Source organism: Dehalococcoidales bacterium (assembly GCA_030698765.1).
Classification (GTDB): domain Bacteria; phylum Chloroflexota; class Dehalococcoidia; order Dehalococcoidales; family UBA2162; genus JAUYMF01.
Window position 1 is genome coordinate 1 of record JAUYMF010000108.1, and the last position, 14,407, is coordinate 14,407.

Sequence of the window (14,407 nt, forward strand, 5' to 3'; positions counted from 1 at the left end):
GAGATTGGTGGCGCCATACCGCCGCTATCAGGGGTGTGACAGGTGGAACAGTTAGCGTCATTGGTTTGTGGCCCACCGGGATGGGCTTCCATAGTCTCCGGCTTGGCGGCTAAATCACCAAACCAGGTATTGTCATGGCAGGCGCCGCAGGCGACCCGGTTCGGCTCTGTCTTCCAGCGGTCATCGACATGGCAGGTCGTGCAGTTCTTCACGTTAGCAGGGAACTCCACGTGGAGATAGTCACCAAATATACCGGCTATGTTTGCTTCCTGTGAACCAATATTTCGGACACTCTCCAGATGCGAACCGTTATGTACGCCATGTACCCGGTTCACAATTGGGTCCGGGACGCGGTCTCCCGTCGTCGGGTCGCGAAAAGCCGCATAACCTTCATTATTATGGCAGCTCTTGCAGGTCTTTACCGGCCATGAGTCTATCGCCGGGCTGCCGGTGGGGCTCCGCCCCGGATCAACGTGGTGGAAGTAGAACTGGCCGCTATCCGCTCCCAGATGGCAGGCCGCGCATTTCTCCCGCTCCACTATCTGCGGTTCAACGGTGGCGGTACCAATCTGGACGTCAACCACCTCGAAGTCCTGCTGGAGAGGGTCAGCCTTTAAGCTTGCCCGTAAAGTAACCGTATAAGTACCCGGTTCCTCATCGGTGACTGGCTGGAGGTTATATTTCAGAACGTTGTCTTTTACCTCAACGTTTGCGTCTTTGGCCAGTTCTATATAGTGGTGAGGAGTTTTGGAGCGGTCAGCCGAAGCATTCAGCAGCTTGACCGCGGTCACTGTCTTGGTCGGCTCCTGAGGCCCGTACATATAAAGACCGAGGCTGCTGAAGTCTTCCCTGGCCAGTGCTGCGCCGGAGGCGTCTTTCAAGGTTACCGTTATCACTGGCTTCTCTCCGGCGGTAAAGAACTGCCCGTTAGACGGCTTGGAGACGCTCATGGTGACATCAATATCTGATTGCTCACCCTGAGGGCCGGGTGTGGTTGGCGGTGGTTGGGTTGGTCCCTCGCAGGCGCCGGCGAAAATTGTCAGCAAGGCTGCCAGCAGGAGTATTCCACCCCCCCACAACATCTTTTTGCGCATGGTTTACCTCCTAAATCATACTCGGTAAATCGCTAAAAGCTATCGGATTTTGACAAATTCTAGCATAGTCGATGCCTTGCCTAATATAAGCATTTATGCCTGTCTTTTATATACTTAGAACACCCTGTATATCTTGTACAGTATGGGAAATGCTGAATCACAGGTAGAGTCAGCGACTGCCTTTTGGGGGTAACTATGGTGATGATGTGACTGGTGACTGGCGTGAGTGTCTCGAAGTTACCGGTGATTAGTGACTGAAGCTCGTGTAATGAACAGGATTCTCCGCCAGGTATCAGATGCTGCCTGGTTGTGCAAAGGCACTAGCCACGGGTGGGAGTGGTTCTTGATAACGGGAAACGTCTCGTCGGCGTTTCTTTGGGGGTCTCTTCCAGCCAGGGAGGAATTAAGTAGACTATCATGGATAAAATCAAAAACGGCAGCGCCATCAGCGCGGCGGCGGTGAGGATGCCGTTTAGTCCAAAGATTGGCGGAACAAAGTCGGTAAAGCCCCTGAGGCTCTTGGATATTAGCTGTCCGCCGATTACCACGTTCCAGCGCATGGCAAAGACACCGATGAGTACCAGAACGGCTGCCAGGAACCTCAGGTACATTTTTTCGCGCTCTCCCAGCTTTACTATTTCAATACCACCCAGGACAAAAAGCGGTAAGATGGCACCGGAAAGAAACTGGATGCCGAAGTAACTCAAGGCTATCTTCTGGGTAATCAACTGAGAAATGATTTCCCAGCTTTCCTCCGATTCGTAGAGCATGCTGAAGACCTCCAGTCCTTCCAGGACGACATTTATCGACAGGAAGCCGGTCAGCCAGAGCGACAGGGAGCGCAGGCACCTGTGGTCTAATGTTGCTTTCCTGATTTTAGTCGTCACGATGTAGAGTACGATGAGCAGGGCGATGCCGGAGACTGTGGCTGACATCAGGAAGATGATGGGCATTAACGGCGTAGACCACCACGGATTGGCTTTGACCGCCCCGAAGATAAAACCAACGTAGCCATGAAGAAGCACCGCCGCCGGAATGCCGATGAAGGAGAGCACTTTCACTATCTTCTTATCAATAGCCAGGGATTCTTCTGATACGTCGTAAACACCCAGAGCTAAAATGGAGTAGACGGTTTTCAGAGTGCCTTCGGTTGACCGGGCGTACCTGACGATGTCCGGCCTGAAGACCAGCCATATCTCAAGGAGAACAATCAACAGATAAAAGAACCAGATATAACCAAAGGCGGACATCGCCGAGTTAAGGTTAGGTGTGAGGAACATTTCGAGGCCCCTTTCCGGCCTGCCGAGGTGGATAACCAGAGGCATTGGAGTTACGATGAGGAAAGCGAGAGCGGTAACCAGAGAGAAGCGGGCTACCGGCCGCAGATTGGTAATGCCAAAGACGTGATATAGAGATGACACAATGAAGGCACCGGCTACCAGACCGGTGATGTAGGGATAGATGACGATGAGCAGGTCCCACTCAATCATACCTTCATTGGGGAAAACGAAGCCGGGCATAGTTCAATGCACTCCTTTTTCGAAGCCGATGTAGTAGACCTTTGGTTTGGTACCCAGGTCTGATTTCAGTACGTAAACACGTTTCTCAGCGAGCGCTCTGGAGACAGGGCTTTCCGGGTCCCACATGTCGCCGAATACTCTCGCCTGTACCGGACAGACCTCCACGCAGGCCGGGAGTAGTCCCCGGTTAATGCGGTGGTAGCACCAGGTGCATTTATCCACGACCCTTTTCTCAGGCAGGAAGAACCTGGCCCCGTAAGGGCAGGCCTGTATGCAGTAGCCGCAGCCGATGCAGTGTTCCTGGTCAATGAGGATAACGCCGTCCTCGGTAAGGTAGGTGGCGCCCACCGGGCAGACGGTGACGCAGGGGGGGTTATCGCACTGGTTGCACAGCTTGGGTACGAAGAAGCTCTTCATTATCTCCTGGCTGCCGTTCTTGAAGCCCGGGGGTAATGGTTTAAAACCATCCCTGCCGGCGGCCGGAGAATCGACATGCGTTTCTCCATCCGAGGTGATAGCGTATCTTTCCACCCAGGTGCGGTTATATTCTTCTTCCCAGGGGACGTTGTTTTCCAGCTTACAGGCGACTACACACCGGCCGCAGCCGATACACTTCTCGTTATCACAGACGAAACCCCAGTAGTGTTTGTCCCAGCTGAATTGATTAAGGTCGGCTGCGGAGGAAGTCAAGTCACGCAGCAGGGATGAAGCGCCGTAGATGACGATGCCCCCGGCTAAGCCTTTCATTCCTATTCTGATAAAATCCCGGCGGGAATATCTCATTCTTGTCCCTCACTCACTCCGATGGCAATTCAGGCAGGTCGTACTCTTTCTTCCGGCATGGTCTTCAGGTAAAGGCCTGATACCGCCGACGTTGTGACATAATAAACAATCACTGCGCCCTTCCAGGCTGTGCGGAGGATGCGGCAGCGCTGCTCCCCTGATTCCTGACGGGCCGTGGCATGACAGACAGTCGGCACGTCCCTCCAGAGTGTGCGGAGTCTGTGGTGGGAGCGTTTCCAGGGGTTCTTCAGGAGAATGACAGGATTGACAATCAGTCCTGTCATCCAGGTGGTGGGGTACCTCGGGAGGCATTCCGGCCCGGGGCTCATGCGGGTCATGGCAGGTTACGCACTCCGCGCCGCCCCCCATTTCGGACATGTTTACCTGCGGGAAGCTGGCGGGACGGGAAACGAGCTGGCTATGGCAGGTACCGCAGAGCTCTCTGGTGTTGTGGGAAACAGCCGGGGGTTCTCCTGTGGCAAGGTGCGTGACTGCCGCACCATGGCAGTTCTCGCAGCTAACTGCGCGGTGGTTCCCCTTCTCCCACAGGTTATAGTTGTCTTCGTGGCAGTTAACGCAGATGGAGGAACTGGCAAACTGCATGGGCAAACCTGCCCATAGCTCCCGGTTCTTCTCGGAGTCCCTGGAGTGAAAGCCAAAGTCGGTGAGAGCTTCCGGAACAGGCAGTATTCTGAGCCCGACGAATACGAATAGGAGTACCGCTATTAACAATGCCCCGGCTCTGAATAAGTGCCCCATTTAATCTCCCCGGTATGACCTATTCTATATTAGCATATACCCTATTATATATCTATATTATATCCTCATTATTTTCAAAAATATATCTTCTATTCCACGGTTTAACTACTGGAGCAGGTGGAAGTGACTATAAGGACCGGTCAGCAGCATCAGTACCAGAATCACACCCATGACGGTGACAAAGGCCATGATTGCCATTGGTACCAGCTTGGGATTAATCTCACTTACTTCGTTTGCCATCGGGATGCGGAATACCTGGTAAACGACACGGAAATAGGTAACCCAGATGACCATGACCGTTACTGCCACGATAAGCAGCCAGGAAATTACTCCTCCGGGCAGGTAAAAAGCGCTGGTGGGAGCTTGTCCCATCTCGCCCAACTGCAGAGCTGACTCAGGCCCAATGAATACGGGGTCGCCCGGCGCCGGCAGACGAATGCCGGCTTCGGCCTCATAGAAAGGCTCCTCCCTTTCACTGATATTAAGAGAAGAAGTAGCCTCAATGGTTCCGTAACGAGCTACTACCTTCGTCTCACCGGCTATCCGGGGAGTATACTCTAGAGTAGCGATACCGTTGTTATCTGTTAGCGCCTCACCGATTTCCATCGGCCCGGAGGCAAAGAAATCTACGTTGATAAAGAATTTTACCAGCCCCCCGGCGATAACTCCTTCATCTTCATTACGTAGCTGGGCGTTCAGGGTCAACGGTTGTCCGGCCTGCGCTTGCTCCGGTGCGCTGAGGTGTAACTTGCCACCTTCTACCACCGTTGGGGGAGGGGGTGGTGATACTGGCGGGGCGGCTGCTCCCAGAGACCAGAGGTAAGTCAATATCTGCCAGCGTTGTTCTTCAGAGAGGGATGATTTGAATGGCGGCATACCCTTACCCGTCTCGCCTTCACTTAGTATCCAGAAGGCATGGTCTGGTCTTTCTTCCAGAGCATTGCGGTACTCCTCAGTGGAGAAGTCGGCTGAAGCCAGGTTACCGCCGTCAATGCCGTGACAGCCCAGGCAGGATCCCTGGTAGACGGTCTTTCCCGCTTCCTGTACCGCGGCATCATCCCAGGGGAACGGGTTTTCCATACCGGCGTACGGGGGCGGTACTTCTTCCTGGCCGGCGACGGCAGTACCCAGCACCAGCAGGAAAGAGAATATCAAGGTAAAAACCAGCAGAAACCTCTTTCTCTTCGTCATCTTGCTGCCTCCTCGCCGGTGTGTGTTGCGGCGTGCTCGGCCTCTTCAGCCACTTCCCATATGGAGATTAAGGGGAACACCTTGGCAAAGATGGCGAAGATCAGGATAAAAGCGGCAAAAGCGCCCGCCGTGATTGACCATTCTATCCAGGTAGGTGCATAAGAGCCAAATTCAAAAGGCATCAGCGGCACCTGAATGGCGGGTACCAGGATGATGAACCGTTTAATCCACATCGAGATGTTAATCAGGACTGCCGCAACCAGTATTCTGGGGATCAAACGCCCCCGCCTGATGATAAGCAGGGCCGCCGGTATCACGGTGCCCGCCACGACGAAGAACCAGAACCCAGGCGCGTTTGAGCCTACCATCAGAGACTCAAGCAGATGCATTTCCTCTACCTCCATTTTATAGCCCACGGTGAGATATTCCCCGATGGTCAGGTAGAAGTAAACGAGGAGTGCGGTAAGCAGCAGGTAGCTCAGGTTACGGAAGTGCCTCTCAGTGATGTACTCTTCGAGGTGGAAGATTTTGCGGAAAATGGCCATAACGATGAGAATCGAAGCGATGCCGGAGAAAATAGCGCCGATAACGAAATAAATACCAAAGGCCGTGCTGTTCCAGCCGGGACGTAACGTCATCGAAAAAACGTAGGAGACAACAGTGTGTACGGAAATAGCGATGGGTATTATCGTCACTGCCATAATACCGATCGCCTTTTCCAGCCGGTGTCTTTGTTCCGGAGTATTCCGCCAGCCTACGGCGAGCATAGTGTAGAAGCGGCGTTTGAAACCGGAAGCGCCTTGCGCCATCCTGTCACGCATTATCGCCAGGTCCGGTATAAGTGGCAGGTAGAGGTAGATGAGGCTTCCGGTCAGGTAAGAGGTGATGGAGATAATGTCCCAGAGCAGGGGCGACTGGAAACGCCCGAAGAGCATCATATTGATTACCCGGTCCGGTCGCCCCAGGTCGATAACAGGCATCAGAGCTCCTATAGAGATTGCCACCACGGTGATAAGCTCGGCCATGCGGGTAACCGGGGTACGCCAGCCAGCATTGGAAACGCGCAGGATAGCTGAAATAAGGGTGCCGGCATGGCTGATACCGATAAAGAAGACGAAGTTGACCAGGTAGAGTCCCCATATGACCACATCGCGCATGCCGGTGGCGACAAGTCCGTAGCGGAGCTGTATAAGGAAAGCATAAAATCCCCAGCCGACTATCGCCAGCAGGAAAAGCACCAGAGCGTAATAGCCCGTGCCGGTGTGAGTCAAGGGGCTGAGTACGGTCTGCTCCAAACGTTGTTTATAGTTGGTTACGTGCGGTCTCATCTGGGTTGCTCCTCCCAGACCCAGTCGCTGGGCCGTTGCCATGGCCAGACACCCGGATGCCAGTCGAAGCCCTCGTTTCCCCAGGCCCATGTGTTCGGGATAAGCTCGCGCGGGTCGTCAGGTTTTCTGCCGGAAGCCTCGCCATGTCCGGGCAGATAGAAAACCCTGGGCTGAGTGCCCAGAGATTCTTTGTAGCGGTAGGCGTTATTGGCATCAAGGAACGAGGATAGTTGGACCACCTCCTGCCCGTTGCTGGCAACGTCAGTATTAAGGTCGCCCATGTAGAGGACATTCCTCGGACAGGCCACCACGCAATAGGGTAATCTGCCTTCCACCAGATGGTGGGCGCAGAACATGCATTTGATAACGGTACCCTTTACCGCCGGGACCGGGTATATTGGTGAATATTCGGCGTCAGCCGCCTCGGGGGGTAGCTCCGGAGTAGCCCAGTTGAAAAAACGCCGCTGGAAAGGACAGGCGGCCATACACATGCGGCAGCCGATGCAGCGGTTATGGTCAATGAGGACGACCCCGCTCTTGTCATGGTAAGTAGCCGCCACCGGGCAGACATTGACACAGGGAGCGTTTTCACACTGGTAGCACGGCGTGGGCATGAAGGAACTGCCGCCGCCGGCCATCTCTACCTCGTATATTTCTATCCATTTCTGGCCCTTGGGTCCGTAATGTCCGAGGATGCAGGATTGAGTGCACTGGGGCGCTATCCCCAGGCCGGTGCAGCCATCGCATTTCTTCAGGTCAATGACCATGCACCAGGCGTGATCATCGCTGCTGTTCCCCTCGTGTGTGGTAGCTGCCGCCTTAGCCCGGTTCAGTACCGATACGAACGGGGATGAGAGGATGGTCAGTAGACCCATCGCTCCCAGTGACCCCGTGATAAACCACCGTCTACTGATATTATTATTGTTTTTTACCTGCACGTGAACTCCTTTCTTCCTTCCGCTTATCCAAGCTGTTTGTCCAGAATTAACAATATGAGAACAGGCATCTTATTATATGAACGGCTCCCTCTACTGGGGAACAACAAAGCCCAGTAGCAGGCTTACCGCGGCGAAACTAAGTAAAATTGAACTGACGAATATCACCAGAGAACCCAGAAATAAAGCTGGAATACGGAACGTCCTGGGGTGACCTAACATTGAGGCTACAGTCAGGATAATTACCGGCCCCACGATAATAGCCAGGACGACAAACCCTATCCTGCCTCCCATTGTCTGCCGGTCAGCCACTTCAGCCGCTGATATGGCGGCAATAGTTATTGTCTCTGGTACCCGTGCCAGTAAGGCTATCATTTTTGTTCACCAAGCTCCACGATTGGAAATACTTTCAGGAAGAGCGTATAGAGCAAAATCGCCATGGCGAATATACCGGCGATTATTGACCATTCGACCCAGCTCGGACTATAACTCCCTTCCGGAAATGGTAGCAATGGCCGTAACAGGGATGGTACCACAATGAGAAACCGTTTTATCCAGAAGGCGACGACAATGGCCGCCGCAGCCAGAATGGTGCGCGTGATATTGAACCATCCCGGGCGGATAGCTTGAGATATCAAAAGGAGGGAAGGTATCAGAAATCCCAGTATCAGCATCGGCCAGAAAATAGGGGCGAATTCCCCCTGAAAAAGCTTCTCGGATATTAAAAATTCGGAGAGGGGAGCGGCGTATCTCATGGTAAGTTGCTCGGCAAGTACCAGGTAGAGATAAAACAGCGTGATTATACCTAAAAAAGTCCCCAGCCCCTTGAAAATCTCGGGTTTGATGTACTCCTGCCAGTTAAACATTTTTCTCAGTATGCCGGAGACGACAACGATGGCCGCAATAGCCGAGGCAATCGCCGCCGTCAGAAAATAAGGACCGGCCAGAGCGCTGAACCAGCCCGGCTGTGAAGGTAGCAGCCCGAAAATCCAGGGCACCACACCGCCACTGAGCATTACAATCAGAAAAACAATGGCGATGGAAAGCCACCATGACATCCTTTCGATTTTGTGTTCTTCATCCGGCCTGTAGCCTATCAGAAGTGCTTTGTAAAGTAAGGATAATTTCGGGAACCTCTTGATATTTAAAGCCAGGTCCCGGCGCATGGTAAGCCACAGGTAGGACGCCGATAGTGTAAAATAGATGATGATTACCGTTACGTCCCAGCTTAATGATGACGTCCCCACTCTCTGCGGCCAGTAAAGAATTATATTGAACATCCGGTCCGGTCGTCCCATATCAATCATGATGCTCAGACCGCCCATCATCAGGCTGATAACGGTCAGGACCTCTCCTATTCTGGCGACAGGCTCGAACGTCTTTAAGTTCAGCAATCGTATTGCGGCGGCGATAGCAATCCCGCCGTGAGCCAGGCCGACAAAGAAAACAAAATTGGCGATGTAGGCTCCCCAGGTAGCCCCTACCGGGGTTCTCATCCCGGTAACACCCAGACCCTGGGTCAGTTGCAGATACCAAGTGTACAGGAACCACAGCGTCAATATCAGCAGTGTGCCGCAGAAGAAATAGAAAGCGGGGCCCGTGTGTAATAGCGGGCGCAGCAAGTCTAAATTCTCTCTCTCCGGCTCTCGTCTTCTCAGCGTCACAGCCATTTTTTACCTCGTGTAATATACCAGATGTTAGGTTCCGTATTAAGCTCCTCCAGGAGGCGGAAACTCAGGTTATCGGCTAATATTTTGGAGACCTCGCTTGCCGGATCATTGAGATTGCCGAAGTGCCGGGCGCGCACCGGACATACTTCCACGCAGCGGGGCAGCTTACCATGCCTGGTTCGGTGTACGCAGAAGGTGCATTTCTCGACGACACCCACCGGGCGGACCGGGACCAGCGGGTTTATCTTGTCGTCAGCTATTTCCGGTTGAAACCAGTTAAAGCGCCGGGCATTGTAAGGACAGGCGACCACGCAGAGCCGGCAGCCGATGCATCTCTGATAGTTCATCATGACGATTCCATCTGTATCCTTGTAGGTGGCGCCAACCGGGCAAGCCTTGACGCACGGCGCGTTATCGCAGTGATTGCACTGTACCGGTAAGTACCACCTGCCCTCCAGGGGGGACTGGGTGTAGTCCGTAGTCGCTCCCTTTTTGAGGTCTTGCGGCGCCGGATGACCGGTCACACTCACCCCCGCCTTGATCTCGAATACCTCTATCCAGGGTGGAGAGATGGCGTCCGGGACATTGTTTTCTTCCTTACAAGCCCACTGGCAGGTCCTGCAGCCGATACAGGCTCCCACGTCCAGTACCAGGGCAAACTTGTTCGCCGGGTCAGCAGGCGCATCCGTTATAGCATCCTTTTTTGAAGTTATCCCGGATTGTCGCAATGTTTCTCCGGTACCGGCGGAAACAAGGACAGGACTAACATATTTGCCTAAAAGCCCCAGCCCCATCAGCCCGCCACCGATTTTGATAAACTCTTTACGCCCTATTCGCTTCATCGCCCTCTACCCTGTCTTAGCATTGCTGTGGTGAGAGCTATGCCGAAGAATAAGGAGATGCCAACGATAGCCAGTAGCTCACCCGGTGGGGAGGGTGGGTCCGGTGCCGATGCTGGATGCGGTTTGGTAATATTGAGCAGGGCGAGCTGCGGCTGGTGGGGATTGTGGCAGCCGGCGCACCTTACCTGCTCAACGCCGTGGGCTTCAAGGGTTTCTTCCCCCCAGGCGGGAACTCCGTGAGTTCCCGCAACCCATTCCTCATAGCGTTTCCGGTGACACTGCGCGCAGAGCTGCGGGTAGTCTGATAAAGGTAGTTTGGTTTCTCCGCTGGCCAGATGCAGTACTTCCATCTTCTTGCTGTAATGACATGACCAGCAGGCTTCACTACCTTCACCGAGCTTATCATGTCCCTTCAAGACTCTTACGTGACAGCTCAGGCAGTCCAGGGCGCCCTCTTTTGTGGCCGCGGTGGGCAGTGGCGTTGTATTAATATCGGAAAGCTCCAGGCGCGGCTGGTGTGGGTCATGGCAGTCAATACAACGTAGCTTGGCACCGCCGGAAAGAGCGGCCTCAGCTCGCTGGGGAGTCACTCCGTGGGTCCCTTCCTCCCACGCGCCGTAACGCTGCTGGTGGCACTGGCCGCAGAGTTTGGAGGACTCCGTCAACAAGATATTAGTCCCATCAAGCAGACTTAGCTCCCCCATAGTGGCGCTGTCATGGCAGACCCGGCAGGCTTGATTTCCCTGACCGAGAATATCATGACTTTTCAGCACCCTGGTATGGCAGCTCAGACACTCTAACGGAACCTCCGAACCGGAAGCTGCCCTGACTACTGGTTTTGACAGTGCCGTCGAGAAGCTAAAAACGATGAGAATAGCTATTATCGCGCCGGCCAGCCAGAACCAGGGTGCTTTCCCGTCCCTGGATGGGATGTTAACTGTAGACCCTGTAATATTCCGGTCCGGAGGTCTTTCACCATATTCAGGTTTTTCCTTCCAGGCAAAACTCACTAGTACAACCTCATGTCACCAGGGGGATGATTCGTTTTATTACTACTATATTTGGGGCTGCTCTGTCCGGTTCAGGGGGTTGCTTTATTGGCTAGAGCACTGATAATGTCTATCGGAATTGGAATGATGGTGCTATTCCTCTCCCCCGAAATTTCAACCAGAGTTTGCAGATAGCGTAGCTGCAATGCCGCCGGCTGATTGTGCAGAATCTTGGCCGCACCGGCCAGAGTTGTGGCAGCCGCCTGTTCACCTTCAGCGTGAATAATCTTGGCCCGTTTCTCACGTTCTGATTCGGCCTGCCTGGCCATAGCCCGCTGCATGCCTTCAGGAAGGAGCACGTCTTTAACTTCCACCAGCGTTGCCCTGACTCCCCACGGTTCCTCACTTTGCTCGTCGATAATCTCTCTCAATCTCAGGTTTATCTGGTCACGGTGGGCCAGTAGCTCGTCCAGTTCTGATTGTCCGAGAACGCTTCTGAGTGTAGTCAAAGCCAGCTGAATGATAGCATCCCGGTAGTTTTCGACATTGATTATCGATTTTACCGGTTCGATTACCATGAAGTAAACGACGGCATCTACCTTGACGGTGACGTTATCTCTGGTTATTACTTCCTGTGGTTCCAGCACTGTAGTCACAATCCGGAGACTTACTTTGGTCATGCGATCAATCAGCGGGAGGATCAGGTTGAAGCCTGGAGTCCGGAGGCCGACCAATCTCCCGAAGCGAAGCACTACCCCTCGTTCATACTGTTTCACAATTTTTACGGATAATGGCAGTAATATCAGTACCACGACAACAATAAGAAAAATGACCCAGATATCCATTTTTTTAGTTCCTCCTTTTATTGAAGTTTTCCGGGTTCATTAGTTAGGCGGTAATCATAAACACCTCCCTGATGTAACCCGTAAGCTAGCTGCTGCCGAATACTTCCGGTATGTTAACAAAATCCTTCCCTCCGAATCCGGTCACTGCTCTATATTATCATAACCTTGCCTTGTCTGGAGTAGGTATTAGTACCCTGTTTATAACGGAAATTTGACCTATTTATTAACATACTATCCGATAATGACATAAATCGCAACCGTAATCCATGACCTGCCCCTTTTGGTCAACCGATCATCAAAGACCTCACGAATAGATTTCAATTTTCCTCTGCCTTCTTTTCCTCCTCCTCTTCTTCATCCTCTTCCTCTTCTTCTTCAATCACTTCATCCGCTGCCGTTAATTGTTCGAACTCTAAGGTATGCTCACGGCGGTAACGTTCCCTGGCAACTTTGCCGGTGAATATGGATGTGTTGATTGGGAAAACCCCCGGCGAGAAATGGTTGAAAAATATGTGGACCATGAAAATCCAGGTCAGCGCCAGCATCGCTTCATCGCTGTGAGCTACTAAAGCCGCCGGAACCACCCAACCGGGCAGGAACCGGGTGACCATGACGGGGAACATCAGAATAAAGCCGGAGCCAGCCATCACCGGTATTCCCCAGAAGATTGCCCAGTAATCAAATTTTTCCTTCCAGTTAAAACGGTCATTCTTCGGCATTTCCCTTCTCACCCCGAGGAAGTAGCCTAGTTCCTGTACGAGTTTAACGAAGTCCTGGCCGCTGGGCACCATTTTGATTGGGAAGGGCCTCTTCAGAATGGCAATGCCGTAAAACAGGTAGAATAGATGATAGAAACAGACCAGCACCATAGCCCAGGCGGCGAAGAAGTGAGTGGTGCGGGTGGACTCGATTCCTCCCCAGAGTGCCACCCACCACTGGCTGATTGCCCAATCGTGGAATTTCAGGGGTAATCCGGTGACTACCAGCAGGATGAAGCTCACCATCAGAATAGCGTGCTGGATTATCTGGTGTATATCAAAACGGGTAATCTGTTCCTCCGCCTCCGTTTCCGGGGAAAGTATACCGGCTTCTGTTGTCATCTCAGTCCCTCCACCGGTTACGTGAAAATCTGATGATGGCCATAATCACGACTATGGCGCCGAAAGCGATGACGGATACCAGCAGGGTGGAGAAGAGTTTCTCAGTGTAGTAGACGGTGGGGATGTTTTCCGGCGAGGCCTCTTTATGCCCCAGAAAGCCGCTGGCAAATTGTACCCCCGCCCCGGAATGGCATTGCTCACAGGTTGCCGCCAGATTATCGAGCCCGGATACAGGAGAAGTTGGGTCACTGGCACTCTTGATATCGTGAGTACCGTGGCAGTTAGTGCAGGTTGCCGTTTCCAGTCGGGTAATTTCATAGGTTCCCAGCTGTATTGCTTTACCGTGAAAACTGCGCATGTATGACTCGTACACTTTCTCGACAATACCATAGTTCGCCATCAGTTCTTCGTCGCCATGGCACTTGGCGCAGGTCTGGGCAATGTTCTTTTTGTAGGTAGGGGCATTATGTTCCAGGACGCGTATAACACTGTGCGGATTACCTACCGGGCTGTGGCAGTCAACACAGGTAGCCACATCGGGATTACCCTGTATTAACTGCTGTCCATGGATGCTCTGAAGATGCAGCTTGTACTGGTACTGGTGGCAACTGCCGCACTTCTCCGCCAGAGATAGCTTTGTTAACGGGGTCTCTATCTCATGGGGCTTGGTGGTGTGGCAGGTGGTGCAGTCGATATACCGGTGGGCCCCGGAATCTACCGCGTCTTCATTAACGTAGAGTGATATCTTGGTGCCGTCCGGGGCGGTCTTAACCAGTTCCGGACTACCGTGACAGGCAAGGCAATTGTTCTCGTCAAGTCCCTGAACCTTCTCGGAGTTGAGTATCACGATAGAGGTAGTTGTCGCAATCGCTATTGCCGAAAACAGAAGCCACCCAATCAGCCCCCAACCTGACTTTAAGTCGATTTTTGCTCTTGCTCTACGGTCGTTGTTTTGCATCTCGACTAAAGCTATGGTTATTTTACTCTATTATTAACACCTTGCTAAATCCGATATAACCGCTATAGGCGGTATTATCAGAATACTTATGGTTTGACTGCTTTCAGGATAATTATAACTTATGTTTTTGCTGAATACCAGCTATATTAAGACGAAAAACACCCTGTATTTTCAGTAAAAATATACTAGTTTTATTGAACCAGGAAAAACCACCTCTGATTGGAAGCATTCCGGTGGACGGTCCGGGGTTGTCCTATGGGTGGGGCTTTGCTGATACCTCAGTCCGTGGGCGATTGTATAAACCGGTTACAGGTGTTACAATGCGTGATTGTGACGGTCTGGATTCCTCCGGACTTACGTCAGAGTTCAAAGTCAACATTTCAGAAACTGAGG

14 protein-coding genes are annotated in these 14,407 nt (G+C 52.7%); all 14 read right to left on the reverse strand.

Annotated features, from left to right (window positions below):
* The coding region (locus Q8Q07_05355) for a cytochrome c3 family protein (GenBank protein ID MDP3879716.1) at window positions 1-1,094 on the reverse strand (1,094 nt) is incomplete at its 3' end.
* Between the two features lie 320 nt (window positions 1,095-1,414).
* Complete coding sequence (gene nrfD, locus Q8Q07_05360; protein MDP3879717.1) at window positions 1,415-2,614, reverse strand: NrfD/PsrC family molybdoenzyme membrane anchor subunit; 1,200 nt, start codon at window positions 2,612-2,614, stop codon at window positions 1,415-1,417.
* Between the two features lie 3 nt (window positions 2,615-2,617).
* Window positions 2,618-3,361, reverse strand: coding sequence for a 4Fe-4S dicluster domain-containing protein (locus Q8Q07_05365; GenBank protein MDP3879718.1), 744 nt, complete (start codon window positions 3,359-3,361; stop codon window positions 2,618-2,620).
* Window positions 3,362-3,406: 45 nt separating this feature from the next.
* Window positions 3,407-4,156 carry a cytochrome c3 family protein gene (locus tag Q8Q07_05370; protein ID MDP3879719.1) on the reverse strand — a complete coding sequence of 250 codons (750 nt, stop codon included), beginning with the start codon at window positions 4,154-4,156 and terminating at the stop codon, window positions 3,407-3,409.
* Between the two features lie 105 nt (window positions 4,157-4,261).
* Complete coding sequence (locus Q8Q07_05375; protein ID MDP3879720.1) at window positions 4,262-5,347, reverse strand: c-type cytochrome; 1,086 nt, start codon at window positions 5,345-5,347, stop codon at window positions 4,262-4,264.
* Complete coding sequence (nrfD, locus tag Q8Q07_05380; GenBank protein MDP3879721.1) at window positions 5,344-6,717, reverse strand: NrfD/PsrC family molybdoenzyme membrane anchor subunit; 1,374 nt, start codon at window positions 6,715-6,717, stop codon at window positions 5,344-5,346. Before nrfD (Q8Q07_05380) ends, Q8Q07_05375 begins: the two co-directional genes overlap by 4 nt.
* Window positions 6,672-7,613: a 4Fe-4S dicluster domain-containing protein gene (locus tag Q8Q07_05385; GenBank protein ID MDP3879722.1), complete on the reverse strand. Its 942-nt coding sequence runs from the start codon at window positions 7,611-7,613 to the stop codon at window positions 6,672-6,674. The genes nrfD (Q8Q07_05380) and Q8Q07_05385 overlap by 46 nt, the downstream gene beginning before the upstream one ends.
* Window positions 7,614-7,703: 90 nt before the next feature.
* On the reverse strand, window positions 7,704-7,985 hold the full coding sequence (locus Q8Q07_05390; GenBank protein ID MDP3879723.1) for a hypothetical protein: 282 nt from the start codon (window positions 7,983-7,985) through the stop codon (window positions 7,704-7,706).
* Window positions 7,982-9,280 (reverse strand): NrfD/PsrC family molybdoenzyme membrane anchor subunit, encoded by a 1,299-nt coding sequence (nrfD, locus tag Q8Q07_05395; GenBank protein MDP3879724.1) that lies wholly within the window; start codon window positions 9,278-9,280, stop codon window positions 7,982-7,984. Before nrfD (Q8Q07_05395) ends, Q8Q07_05390 begins: the two co-directional genes overlap by 4 nt.
* Entirely contained in the window at window positions 9,271-10,122 is an 852-nt protein-coding gene (locus tag Q8Q07_05400) for a 4Fe-4S dicluster domain-containing protein (protein ID MDP3879725.1), read from the reverse strand. The genes nrfD (Q8Q07_05395) and Q8Q07_05400 overlap by 10 nt, the downstream gene beginning before the upstream one ends.
* On the reverse strand, window positions 10,119-11,132 hold the full coding sequence (locus Q8Q07_05405; GenBank protein ID MDP3879726.1) for a hypothetical protein: 1,014 nt from the start codon (window positions 11,130-11,132) through the stop codon (window positions 10,119-10,121). The genes Q8Q07_05400 and Q8Q07_05405 overlap by 4 nt, the downstream gene beginning before the upstream one ends.
* A 71-nt stretch (window positions 11,133-11,203) precedes the next feature.
* Window positions 11,204-11,956 carry a slipin family protein gene (locus Q8Q07_05410; protein MDP3879727.1) on the reverse strand — a complete coding sequence of 251 codons (753 nt, stop codon included), beginning with the start codon at window positions 11,954-11,956 and terminating at the stop codon, window positions 11,204-11,206.
* Between the two features lie 317 nt (window positions 11,957-12,273).
* Complete coding sequence (locus Q8Q07_05415; protein ID MDP3879728.1) at window positions 12,274-13,056, reverse strand: cytochrome b/b6 domain-containing protein; 783 nt, start codon at window positions 13,054-13,056, stop codon at window positions 12,274-12,276.
* A gap of 1 nt (window position 13,057) precedes the next feature.
* Window positions 13,058-14,014, reverse strand: a complete 957-nt coding sequence (locus Q8Q07_05420) for a cytochrome c3 family protein (GenBank protein ID MDP3879729.1) — start codon at window positions 14,012-14,014, stop codon at window positions 13,058-13,060.
* Between the last annotated feature and the right edge of the window lie 393 nt (window positions 14,015-14,407).